This window comes from Roseibium sp. (assembly GCF_965276855.1).
Classification (GTDB): Bacteria; Pseudomonadota; Alphaproteobacteria; order Rhizobiales; family Stappiaceae; genus Roseibium.
Genome location: NZ_OZ255700.1, coordinates 4349318 through 4361713, shown reverse-complemented (window position 1 = coordinate 4361713; position 12396 = coordinate 4349318). Strand labels below are relative to the sequence as shown.

Sequence of the window (12396 nt, the reverse complement as noted above, 5' to 3'; positions counted from 1 at the left end):
GCTTTTGCAGTCGATTTGAATACGCACGCAACGGTGCGGAGACATTCGGAATTACTGGGGATAAACGCCAAAAGCCGTCATCAGGAACACATTCAACAGTAAACGCTGTCTCCCGGTTTGGGCGCCAGGAGACGGCAAGAGGTAAAGATGTACAACTGGATTCAAGACACATTTCAGGTCGGGGAAAGCGTGGCGCAAGGGCTGGCGCTGGTCATCTCTCTGGCGGTGGTTCTGGCCCTGTTTGGATTGTTCATATTCATCATCAAACGGCTGATGGGGGGGCGGATCACACAGTCGCGCGGCCGCCAACCCCGTATCGGGCTTATGGACAGCGCTGCGATCGACAACCGCCGGAGGCTGTTGCTGGTGCGCCGGGACAATATTGAGCACCTGATCTTGGTTGGCGGCCCGACGGATGTCGTGGTTGAGCAAAACATCACCCGCAACGCTCCCCTTACCACTGGACAAACCCGAGGCGGTACCTACCCCTCAACGCCGCAATCCGGCGGTGTCAAAGCACCGCTCGCACCTGGCCCCGATATCCCACTGACGCCAGAAGACAGTGTAGCTGGACAGCACCCTCATCAGGCGCCTGAGCTCAAGGCATCGGTACAACCGGCAGCGCCAGTGACACTCGCCACCCCGGCAGAAAGCGCTCCCAAACCACAAGCTGGGTCTGCCGCCCCACCGCGCCAGATGGCACAGCCCTCCCCAGCCACAGCACCCGCAAAACCCCAGACCTTAGCTGGAAGCACGCGCCCCTCTATGGGCTCAATCAGCCAAAACCAAAACATTCAACCGGTGAGCATTCGATCTTCAGGTTCCACAACATCAACGGATCCGGCAAAAACGCAGACAGCGGCGGCAACCGTTGCACCGCCGCCCCCAGCGCCGAGCGACAAGGCCCCACCCCTTTCCGCTTCAACTGCCCCTTCGACAGAAACTGCAACGGACAGTACTGCCCCTGTTTTGTCTGCGACCAAGGATGAGGCCCCAAAACCGGCTTCCCGGCTCAGCAACTCTTTGAGTTCATTGGCACGGCCATTCTCTCCAAAGGACCGGCCGTCCTATGGGGCCGCAAAAATATCGCCACCGGCTTCAGGACCGGCCGCCCGGGCCAAAACGGCATTGGTTGCACCGGTGGAAACAGACACATCGCAGAATAGGGTTGAACCCGTTCTGGCACCCAAAACCAGCGCTGAAACGCCAACTCAAGAGACCGTCAAAACCGAAAGCCGACCAGCAGAAAAACCAGAAGATTCCGCTTCCACAGAACCTGCAGGCCTCTCTCCAGACACGCCAAAGAAGCCGGATGATACCACTCCTTCAGCAGAGAAAGCTGATCTGACCAACATCATGGCCGAAAGCATTGAGAAGGAGCTGTTCGACGAACCGGCCACTGACAAAACAAACGCTGAAAACCAACCAGCGGCCGCCACGGCATCAGAGCCAACTGAGGAAAAGTCCGCCGACAGTGTTGTCGAGACCGGTAAACCGAACGAGAAACAAGACGCACACCACGTGAGCGCACCGGACAAGGTGGCAGAAAACGCCTCCCAGACCGGTCACGATATGAAAGAGATCGGCAAAAACACTTCGGCCCAAGCCTCGCAAGACCAAGGCATTGGAGACCGCAATCCGATTGAAGCAGAGATGGCGAAAATTCTGGATGAATTGGGTGGACAGCCAAAACAATGACGGGCCGCATTTGCCGCATCCACTGGCTTAAGTTTCTAACAGCAAGCCTTGCGTTTGCAGTTGGCACCATTGCACTCGCAGTGCCTGCATATGCTCAGGAAATCACCGTTGGGTTCGGTGATGATGCAAGTCTGACCGAACGCGCCGTTCAACTCGTGATCCTCTTAACGGTGTTGTCTCTGGCGCCATCCATACTGGTGATGGTCACAAGTTTTACCCGGATTGTAGTCGTTCTGTCTCTTCTGCGGTCCGCGATCGGACTGCAGACCGCACCGCCAAATATGGTGATGGTGAGCCTTGCCCTGTTTCTGTCTGCCTTCATCATGATGCCGACCCTTCAGGCGGCCTACGATGCTGGGGTCCAGCCCTTGATTGATGGCGACATTGAAATCAACCAGGCCTATGAGCGCGCATCTGAGCCCTTCCGAACCTTCATGCTGTCGCAGGTGCGGGAAAAGGACCTGATGCTGTTTCAGGAACTGTCCGGTCGGGACGCGCCCGAAACACCTGAAGAGCTTGAGATGGCGGTTCTCATCCCGGCCTTCATGATTTCAGAACTCAGGCGGGCGTTCGAGATTGGTTTCCTGCTTTACCTGCCGTTCCTGATCATCGATCTGGTGATCGCATCCGTCCTCATGTCGATGGGCATGATGATGCTGCCGCCAGTTGTTATCTCGCTGCCGTTCAAACTGATTTTCTTTGTTCTGGTAGACGGCTGGAATCTCGTCGCAGGATCGCTGGTCAAAAGCTTCGGGGGCGGATAGCGACCTATAGGCGAGAACCCGATTCTCACTAACAAGAAGCCTGGACTTCTCGTTTTTCCGGCGCCCCTCATCACCGGCATTCTTTGCTCAGAAGGGTCGCTCAGTCCAAATGGCGCAAAATGACAAATCGCGGATCAACATCGGCGCTTTTCTCATACCGACGGGTAGAGAAAAATTAACACAGTATTTGAAATAATACCTATCATTGTAGGCCCCCACTCCAAAAGAAGTTTGGTTTTTCGGTGCTCATAGAACAACTTGAACAACTCGCACGCATCAAAGAACCTGAAGCGCGCTCCAAATTGATCCGCACCCTTGTGGGGGAATATGCGCGGTCGGAGGACCACGACCCTACAGAGAATGAGCGGGAGCTCTTTTCCAGGATCGTTCTTTCCGTTTTTGACCAGCTTGATCGCAGCGCGCGATATGAACTCGTTGTTCGCCTGGCAAAGACCAACCGGATTATTCCGGACCTGGCCGACCGGCTCGCACAAGAGGATTTTGCCCTTTCCGAACCAGTGATCGAATGCTCCCCGGTGATAAGCGAAGATGCTTTGATGGCAATCGCCACAAACGGCGGCAATGACAAGCGCGCGGTTATGGCTCACCGCGACGATCTCAGCGAAGAAATCACTGACAAACTCATTGCGCGCAGCGATCGCTCGGTCGTCTATGCCCTTCTGGAAAACCTCGACGCGCCGTTCTCGGTCCGCGGCGTTCTGGCACTTTTGATCTTTGCAAACACAGAAGTCGAAGTGCTCGGCGGTCTTGCTCGCCGTGCGCTCCGGGACAATGAGTTTCTGGAAACGCAGGTGCAGATCCTGGAGACCAATTGCCCAATCTTCCCTGCACCCTTGAAGCGGGCCATTGAGGAAGAAACGCTGGAGAAGCTGGCCGCGCAAATCAACAACATCAAACGCGGCAAAGGGGACATTGAGATCGACGGGATCATTTATTCCCGCCACGAAGCGAGCGTTCAGATCGCCAATGGTGAGTTGTCCTTTGATGCGATCTTGAGGACCCTGTTCGAGGAACAACGCCTGGATGCAGCGATCTGGTTGATCAGCCGCAAGATCAATCTCGCGGACGATGTGGTGTCAGACACGCTGAAGTCAGATGCTGATGGCGCGATCATGCGATTGATGCTGCAGACCGGCATTCACGAAAAAACCTACCGTGATTTCCTGAAAGCGCGCTGTGAGTGGCTGGACCGGAGCACCCGGAGCATTCCTGAACTCGTCATGCGGTACAAAAAAGAGCTCAAGAAGCCTCGGAATGCAGCTGCGGCCGCAGCGGCGGCTGCCGCAACGCCCCTCGGCGCGACCGCAACGGCACATTGAAACGCCGAAGACCCATAGGGTAGTCTTTGATCCCGGTTTCAATTATTTGGCGGATTACGTTTGACGAGTCCTAGAACCGGACGACGCAATCAAAAGCGATTATCTCGTTGAGGGTCAGACCTTAACCCGCCGGTTCAGCTTCGACCGGTGGACCTTCCGCGCGGTTGGAACTGCGGTCCGGAGACATGTACTGACGGCGGTATTCTTCCAGGAACGTCTCCAGAGAATCGACGTCCGCCAACTGGCTGGCTACTTCGAGGAACTCGACACCTTGCGCCTCGATCGGCCTGGTAACGACTTCAAACGCCAATGCCTCCGGACTGTCAGCCATCTTCGCCATATACTTGTTCTGCAAGCGCTCCAGGCTCAGCTGATCACCGGCAAGGGAATAGGCAATCCCGGCACGCAAAATATCCCGGCGCTCAAGGTCGTCGAGCGGGATTTGATCAGACCAACGGGAGCCGTGCATGGCTTCAAGTTGATCACCCGCATCGCGCCAGCTTTCTGCGGCCCAGAACGTATCGGCCCGAAGACGGTCCACATCTGTGCCGCGCATATTCCGGACGAGCTCCAGAGCCAAATCCGGACGCCCGCTCTCGGTGAGTGCCCGCGCTTCGACGATATTGCGCTGACGTGTCAGCGTCGACGGAAGGCTTGCCTGGCGCGTCCGGTTCAGGACCCGAAGCGCTTCTTCGGGCTTCCGGTCCATGAGATAGATCGCGCCCAGATCGGCTGCGATCTGGGCCCGGGCTGCCCCTTTCAACCGGTTGTCGACCTGGTGGCGCAGCAATTCGGTCGCCTGGTCGAGGAGGTCGACTTCAACAAGGCGTTTGGCCAAAAGGCGCACCATCTCGTCACCCTGGCGCCCAATCGGCGTCAACTCTCTGAAATCGTAGTAGAGCGCCAATGCCTTGATCGGTGACATTTCGTCCGCTTTTCCGTCCAGAAAAAGCGAATTGAACAAGGCGTTCATCTCTTCCTGAAGCAGGCGCGTTGTGTCGGCATCCGGTTCCGCCTGCACAGCTGATTTCATCGCCTCAAACGCTTCGCGGTATTGCCCTTGCTCGGCATAAAGCTGGGCCAGGAACCGAAGTGTTCTGAGCTCGATCTCGTCACCACGCCAGGACGTTGAGAGCGCAGCTAGCTGATCGATCGCTTCATCAATGGTCAACTCGCCATCGCGGTAGCGGATGCGCAGGGCACGATATTCGGCTTCCGCTGCCCGCGGCCGGTCATCCGAACGTGCAACCAGATCGAACACGGTCAAAGCTTCCTGGGAGCGGCCGGACGCATCGGCAACACGGCCACGCAAGATATCGTAACGTGCGGCTTGGGCACGCGTCACTTCAGCTGGTTCGATTTCAGCCAGAATACCGTTGGCGATGCCGAAATCATTGGCCTCAACCATCGCCTGAGCGGCCGCCAGCTTGAACTCGGTTTGAATCGAGGTCGGATAGTTGCCGACAACGGCGCGGCCACGCGGCATGGCGATCCGGGCTTGGGTCCAATTGCCGAGCTGCACATCCACGATTGTTTGCCAAACCGCTGCATCCGGGCTGTTCTTCAAGTCGGGCCGGTGCAGGTGCTCATAAGCTTCGTCGGGACGGTCCGCCAACGCCAGAGCGGCGCCCTTCACCAGATTGAACGAGCTGTCCTCGGCAAGAGCCAAGTTTTCTTCCAGAGCCAGGTTCAGCCACCCCATCGCTTCCTGAGGGAATTGATGCGCCAGATAAAACCGGGCCAACGCCATCAACGGCTTGGCGCGTTTACCTTCAGGTGTTTGCGCAAGATCAGATTGCAATTCGTTCAGTCGTGACCGGAACGCGCCAGGACCTGTTGTGCTCAAAGACACAAACTCAACGGATCCATCGTCGTCCGGTTCGATAATACGGCTGAGCGTTCCGGTACCACCACGCAAGTGGCGGTTGGAAAGAGCGAGGCCACCGTCTTTTTCGATGATGACATCATCGCCGAGGATCTTGATCTTAACTCCATCGGAGCGTGTCGCCAAAGCGATGCCCTGAGCCGAACTCAAAGCTTCCAGATCGACGAAGTTTTGCGGCTTCAACAATCCACGCGGCGGTCCGAACCCGGTCACCAGGGAGATCGTGTCGCCGACAAACGGATCCGTGATGCTGCGGATATGTTGAGGATCCTGGTAAAGAACCCGCAAAATGGAGCCACCATCACCGCGAACCGTCCGTTCCATTTTCAACGGAATGGACGGTTCCAAAATCAAATCGCCAATCACAAGGGACCACGCGTTGCCGTCAGCTCCGACCGTTGCCAAAACCGGATCATTCATATCCAGACGCAGGATCTGATAGTCGCCATGCTGTTCGACATCGATGGTCTCCGCAGTTTCGGCAAGAGCTGACACCATACCGCGTGTGTCGATGGTGGCATCTGTATCAAACACCAGCCATATGCTGTCGTTCCGGCGGAATACTGCACTCGATACCGGTTCAGAGAATGGGAACACCACACGGACCGTGTTTCCGATCCGGCGCGCTTCTGCGGACACGAAATTCCTGGCTGCGGCACCAGAGTTTTCCGGAGGGCGTTCCGGAGAAACGCGCGGTGCCCCGAGATCCCGGCCGCCGGTGGCACGCCATGTTTCCGGCGCTTGTACCTCTGTCTGCGGCAACTGAATCCCAGCCGGGATGTCACTGCCTCCAAGGGTGTTGTTTTGCCGTATCTGAACCGCGCTGTTGGGCGCGGCCGAGCCGTTGCGACCGTCAGATGTCTGTGCCGGCTGCAGGGTGGGAATAGAATTGCCAGCTTGCGGCACTTCCGGAAGTGGATCCCCGGGTTGCTGCGTTGACAGATCCAGCATCGGCGCAGGCCGCGAGATTTGCTCCTCAAGCGGTGGAACGTCGCCCAGCGGCATCGCGCGCTGGCTTGCCTGCGCCAGTTGAATTGGTCGCGGCACGTTCACGTCAGACGTCCCGGTCGCATAGGAAGTCCCGAACCGATCAACCTGCCCCGAAATCGAGGCGGTGATCTCGTTTCCATCCGCTGTTTCCGAACCTTCCGGATCATCAGCGTCTGCAAGCACCACAGGTTTTGCAGGCTCGCCCTCAACCATCAAATCGGCATCAGCCGACGCCCCCTCTGCAGAAACGACTTGAACCGGGCCTTGCCCGGTCCTGCTGTTGGCACTGTTTTCTGCGTTGGAAACCTCCGAGGTTTCAGGCGGCTTTTCTCGCGGTACCTCCCCAGCGATGTTTGCCGGTGAAGGCCCTTGAGCGATGGTAATCTCGTCAGCTGCTGGCGCTTGGGCAGAATCATCGGTTGGCGCAGCCTGACGGCCATTGTCCGGCGTGCTGTCTCCGGCACCTGCCCCCCCAAGGGGTACAGCCGTGAAACCCGCTGATTCATCTGCCCGGGATTCCTTGAGCCGTCCGCCCCCCGAAGAAGACGCCGCTGACGGCGGCAGGCCCCGAGGATTTCTCACCTCACGCGTGTCCCGTAGACCCGGAGCCGTGATCATTTGGGAGCGGTTTTCATTGTCCGCGACAGACAGTTCCTGATTGATCAACGCATTCGCCGGATCATTAGGCTCCATGTTCTCCGGCGTGACATCAATTACATAAGTCTGCTCTTCGCGGAACGCCCGAATGTCGACCGAAGGCTCAACGCGCATCAGAAATTTCAGCTTTCCCTTGTCCAGGAAAGACGTTGCATCGATCACACCCGGTGGCAGGTGCGTGCGCAGATGCGAGATATCCAGCTGAGCGGGATGGTTGAACGTCAGTTTGATAATGTCGTTTTCACGGACGAACGCGGTATCGAACTTGATGGACCAATCAAACACCAGCCGTGTGAAAGTCGGATGTTCTCCCACATGCAGTGTAACCTGCGGCCCCTCCTGCGCCTTCAGGCGCGCCTGCTCAAGAGCGCGCACCTTCCGCATTGCTTCCTCGGCGCGTTTCGCCAACTCCCGGACAACATCGTCCGGCAGCCCTGGCGGCAAACCGCTCCAGGTCATCGGCAAAATATCTATGAAGAGCTTTTCACCGGCTTCAAGCGTGTTGATTTGGTACTGGGTCTTCAGAGCAAAGCGTATTGCCGCCCCATCCGGGTCACGCCGGGCAATGGTGACATATTCGCCAAGATCCAGGGGAACGTCATCGACATTTACATCGATCGGGTCCTGAAACGAGATGCGAAGCACACCACCGGTAATAACGGCGTCATACGTGGGCAACAGTGTCCGGTCCTTGAAGGTCAGAACAATCCGGCCAAAACCCTGCTCTTGAGACACTTCCAGTTCAACCGGTTCCAACGTATCGGCACGCGCGATCGAGGCAAGTGTAATGAGCGTGACAAGCACCGCAGCCAAGAAGACGGCAACCTGCAGACACACAAATGCTCTCAGTTCGCCCAAGCTTGCGAACTTCATGTGTGCCAGCGATGTGCGGATCCGCCTTGGCAAGTTGTTTTGACCTCGTTTGTCGCCAACCCTGAAGTTTAGATATGTCTTGTTAACGCGCCCTTACGTCGCTTGAAGAGATCAAACTGTTTTTTGCTCAATTCGACGGAATCTTTGGCAAGATTCCACCTGTAGGTGCTTGGGCCTGAACAGGCTGCGCTTCTGGCTCTGGCGGCGTGGAGGACTGGCTGGCGATCGCCACTGTCAACCGCTCCGCCGCCTCCGGTGACATCCGGGCCAGGATATCCGCCATTTTCCGCGGTTTCATCTGGCGCACAACCTTCAACAAGATCGGCAGGCTGAGCCGGTTGAATATGCGCGCCGCATCCTTCGGCTTCATGTTTTCGTACATGGTCACAAGACCGGCGATTTCATTTTCTTCCTGCTGCTTCTTTTCCTCTACGGCTGCGCCGATGCGGGCCTCAAGCTGCTTGAGCTCTTCAACACGTTGCTCGATACGCTCCTCCGTGGCTTGAAGAAGCCGTTCACGGAGATCCAATTGCCCTTCCTGCTTCTGCAGGTTTTCCCTGCGTTTTCCAAGGCTTTCCAAAACGGCGCGCTCAGCTGCGGATCCACCAATTTCCAAACTGTCTGGAAGTACTGGTTGCGCCGGTGGCGGCACGGCTCCTGGAGCCTCGGCTGCCCCGTCTGCGGGCGCAGCTTCTGCATCCGCCGCCGGCTCGGTGTTTTCCTGAGCGATCGCGCCATTGATTGGCAGGCTGCCGGTTTCAGGACCCACAGCAAGTCCCAAAAGCTTCAACCCGAACAGCGCGCTCGCAGCAACGCCCAACAATGGCAACAATCTCAAGTTCATCCGGCAGCGCCTTTACGCATGTTACGGAACTGCTCCAACCGCGCTGTGGCTTCTTCCGCAGCACTGCGAATATCTGAAGCCCTGCTTGGGCGTTTGCGCTCTGGTTCAACAATCGGCGCCCGAGGCGCGCTTGCCTGTTCCATGGCCGCAAACCCCGCCGTTTGCGGGACTGGAGCATTGTGCGGCTGCACTGGATACGGCTCCGCTGCCGGAACCGATTCTCCTTGCGGAGCCGATGACTTTGCCGCTCCCGCAATCTGAGATATCCGCGTAAACACTTTATCACCTTCGCGGATCTGGTCAGCCAAGGCGTTCGACATGGTTTCCGATTCCTTAAGACGCTTGCCAAGCGACTTGTCCGCCTCCGCTGCGGTGGTCTTCAGCCCCAAGATGGCCCGCTCTGCGATCTCGGTCGCTGTCATCAGTTCCGAAATGGTCGCGCGCAGGGTCTGTTCATCTGCCCTCAAGCGCTGCAAACGGCGGTTCAGAATCCAGCAGTAAGCAATCGTGATAACCAGCAGAACTGCAACAAGAGCCTCAATAATCAATCCGATTGGCAGGGATGTCATGGTTGCTCCATTTCGCTCTGCATGGCCCGCTCGAAAGCGGCCAATGTCATCTTCGGCTTGCGCAAATTCTTTGCTACTCGGATGGCAATCGAATCTTCCGTTTTGCCAAGCGTTCCCTCTGTGAGAGGAACATTGCCGCATTTCACAAGTACCGGATCCGACGGTGAGACATCGAAAACCAGTGTTTGCCCTACATCCAGACTGAGCACCCGGCCGAGTGGCAGATAGGTCTCATAAAGAACAGCGTCGACTTCAATCTCTGCGGCATGGATTTCTGTCGCCAAGTGGCCTTCCCAGATTGGATCCCGGCCAAACTTCTCACCCATGAACATCTGGAGCAGCAGATCGCGGATCGGCTCCAGAGTTGCATAAGGCATCATGATTTCGACGGTGCCGCCACGGTCCTCCATATCGATACGCAGTTCGACGAGGATCGCGGCGTTCGCCGGGCGGGAAATCGCGGCAAATCGCGGGTTGGTTTCCAGACGTTCAAGATTGAAATGGACCGGCGACAATGGCGCGAATGCCTGTTCGGCATCCTGCAGGATCAACTGTACCATTTGCTGTACGAGGTTCGTTTCAATCGTCGTATAGGGGCGCCCTTCCACCCGCGCTGCCGTTGTGCCACGGCCGCCGCCGAGCAGGACATCGATGATCGAATAAATGAGGCTTGATTCAACGGTGATCAAGCCAAAACCATCCCACTCCTCTGCCTTGAAGACGCCAAGGATTGCTGGCAGCGGGATCGAGTTCAGATAGTCACCAAAACGCACTGAGCTAATAGAGTCGAGCGACACCTCGACGTTGTCTGACGTAAAGTTGCGCAAGGATGTTGTGGTCAACCGCACCAGACGGTCAAACACGATTTCGAGCATCGGCAAGCGCTCGTAAGACACCATCGCCGAGTTGATCAGCGCGCGGATACCGCTCTGATCGCCAGCGATCGTATCCTCGATGTTGAACCCGAGGAGGTTGTCGATCTCTTCCTGGTTGAGAACACGGTCGGCGCCGCGTGTGGCGTTTTCCAGATCCGGCTCGCTGTCGTCGATCATGGCCGCCCATTGCGCAGCCATATCGTCCGAGCTGCCAGCACCCTGCTCTTCCAGAGCAGCGCCCCAAGCCGCGGCCAGGTCCTCGTCGTCATCGCCGCCTGCGCCTTGCTCCGCTAGAGCAGCACCCCACGCATCAGCCATGTCCTCTTCGGACAGATCGTCATCGTCGTCGGCGTTTGCCATTCATACCATCACTGTACAAGGATTTCCTTGAACAGCACCCCTTCCACTTTCGCCGGATAGACCGACAAGTTGATCCGCCTGAGCAATTCTTCCTTCAAGCGGAACAGGCCTGCAGATCCTTCCAGGTCTGCGGGACGAAGCTCGCGCAAATAGATCTGAAACGCATCGAGAATGCGTGGCAGATACGGTTGGATCTGTTCGATCATTGCGCGGTTTTCGACCTCCAGGGCAATGCGGACCTTCAAGTAGGTCGTGCGGCCCTCGGTCGCCAAATTCACTGTCATCTCCGGCAGGTCATAAAAGACCACTGGTCTCTGCACTTCCTGCGGCGGCACATCTTCTCCCGGCGCGGGCGCGGGCGTGCTGTCTCCCATAAACAGGAAGTAATAAGCCCCCCCTCCAGCAGCGAGCAGAACCACAAGCCCAATTGCCCCGAAGAGAATGAGTTTCTTCTTACCACCACCACCGGCGGCTTCTTCCTCGCCGTCGTCTTCGGCTGCAGCGTTCTCGTCGGCCATGCTGCCCTCCGCTCATGCGTGAGCGCTCGCGCGCGTCTTAAAAATTACTAAAGTGTTAAAGGTTAACGAATGGTTACCAATCCACTTCAGCGAGTCACCGGGCAAAAATTGCCAAGTGGTTAACTTCTGCCGGAATCTCTTGCCGGACGCACCACCCGCTCTCGGGTTTTGCCCAGTTTTCCCAAGGATTTAAAAATTGGCACGGCTCCTGCATTAACCTTAACGGGCGCCGACGTCTGGGGAGGCTGAAGCGTTCATCGGGGAGCAAAGGAACCGTCCATTATGGAGAACGTACATCTCATAGGCCTGTCCCGGCAGTCCGCTCTGCGGAATCAGCTTGATGTGGTCGCCAACAACATGGCGAACATCAACACGACAGGTTTCAAGTCGCAGCGGTTGCTCTTTGAAGAGTATATGATGCCGGTTGCCGAGGCGACAGAGTTTCAGACACCGGACGAAACGCTGTCTTATGTGCTGGATTATCAATCCATCACCGACTTTGACACCGGCGCATTTAAGATGACCGGGAATGATCTCGATCTGGCGATCGAAGGTGAGGGCTTTTTCGTCGTTCAGATGGCTGACGGCACCGAAGCCTACACACGTGACGGCGCATTCGTGATTGATCAGAACGGTCAGCTTGTCACCTCGGATGGACGTCCGGTGTTGACGACAGGTGGACCGATCACCTTCTCGAGCGAAGACGGATCTGTAGAAATCGCCAAAGACGGCACGATCTCAACAGAACTTGGTATTCGCGGCGTCATCCGTGTGGCTGCTTTTGAAGATCCGCAGGAACTCGAGAAACAGGGCGACAACCTGTACCGGGGCGAAAACCCCGGCATCCCGCAACGTTTCAACGTCGTACAGGGCGCTCTTGAGCGCTCGAATGTCGAAGGCGTTTATCAGGTGACGCAGCTGATTGAGGTCACCCGAGCCTATGAATCCATCACCAAAATGCTCAAGGACGTGAATGATCTTCGCCAACAGGCGATCCAGGTCCTTGGAAAACTTGAAGCCTAA

9 protein-coding genes are annotated in these 12396 nt (G+C 56.9%); 4 read left to right on the top strand and 5 right to left on the bottom strand.

Translation table 11 applies throughout. From position 1 onward, the window contains the following. The first annotated feature begins 147 nt into the window (after window positions 1-147). The 3 genes from ACQY4Z_RS20040 to ACQY4Z_RS20030 all read left to right on the top strand — a co-directional run bounded on the left by ACQY4Z_RS20040 (window position 148) and on the right by ACQY4Z_RS20030 (window position 3802). Window positions 148-1698, top strand: coding sequence for a hypothetical protein (locus ACQY4Z_RS20040; RefSeq protein ID WP_428524235.1), 1551 nt, complete (start codon window positions 148-150; stop codon window positions 1696-1698). Next, the gene (gene fliP / locus ACQY4Z_RS20035) at window positions 1695-2462 is read left to right on the top strand and encodes a flagellar type III secretion system pore protein FliP (protein WP_428524233.1); all 768 of its coding nucleotides are present in this window, start codon (window positions 1695-1697) and stop codon (window positions 2460-2462) included. Before ACQY4Z_RS20040 ends, fliP begins: the two co-directional genes overlap by 4 nt. Before the next feature lie 242 nt (window positions 2463-2704). Further along, complete coding sequence (locus ACQY4Z_RS20030) at window positions 2705-3802, top strand: DUF2336 domain-containing protein (protein ID WP_428524231.1); 1098 nt, start codon at window positions 2705-2707, stop codon at window positions 3800-3802. Between the two features lie 121 nt (window positions 3803-3923). Here ACQY4Z_RS20030 and ACQY4Z_RS20025 read toward each other — a convergent pair whose 3' ends face one another. The 5 genes from ACQY4Z_RS20025 to ACQY4Z_RS20005 all read right to left on the bottom strand — a co-directional run bounded on the left by ACQY4Z_RS20025 (window position 3924) and on the right by ACQY4Z_RS20005 (window position 11373). After that, complete coding sequence (locus ACQY4Z_RS20025) at window positions 3924-8207, bottom strand: hypothetical protein (RefSeq protein ID WP_428524229.1); 4284 nt, start codon at window positions 8205-8207, stop codon at window positions 3924-3926. 127 nt (window positions 8208-8334) lie between these two features. After that, the gene (locus ACQY4Z_RS20020) at window positions 8335-9051 is read right to left on the bottom strand and encodes a MotE family protein (protein ID WP_428524227.1); all 717 of its coding nucleotides are present in this window, start codon (window positions 9049-9051) and stop codon (window positions 8335-8337) included. Next, complete coding sequence (locus ACQY4Z_RS20015) at window positions 9048-9620, bottom strand: DUF6468 domain-containing protein (protein WP_428524225.1); 573 nt, start codon at window positions 9618-9620, stop codon at window positions 9048-9050. The genes ACQY4Z_RS20020 and ACQY4Z_RS20015 overlap by 4 nt, the downstream gene beginning before the upstream one ends. Beyond that, window positions 9617-10855 (bottom strand): flagellar motor switch protein FliM, encoded by a 1239-nt coding sequence (fliM, locus tag ACQY4Z_RS20010; protein WP_428524223.1) that lies wholly within the window; start codon window positions 10853-10855, stop codon window positions 9617-9619. Before fliM ends, ACQY4Z_RS20015 begins: the two co-directional genes overlap by 4 nt. Window positions 10856-10863: 8 nt before the next feature. After that, entirely contained in the window at window positions 10864-11373 is a 510-nt protein-coding gene (locus tag ACQY4Z_RS20005; protein ID WP_428524221.1) for a flagellar basal body-associated FliL family protein, read from the bottom strand. Between the two features lie 282 nt (window positions 11374-11655). Here ACQY4Z_RS20005 and flgF point away from each other — a divergent pair, with 282 nt between their 5' ends. Beyond that, window positions 11656-12396: a flagellar basal-body rod protein FlgF gene (gene flgF, locus ACQY4Z_RS20000; RefSeq protein ID WP_428524219.1), complete on the top strand. Its 741-nt coding sequence runs from the start codon at window positions 11656-11658 to the stop codon at window positions 12394-12396.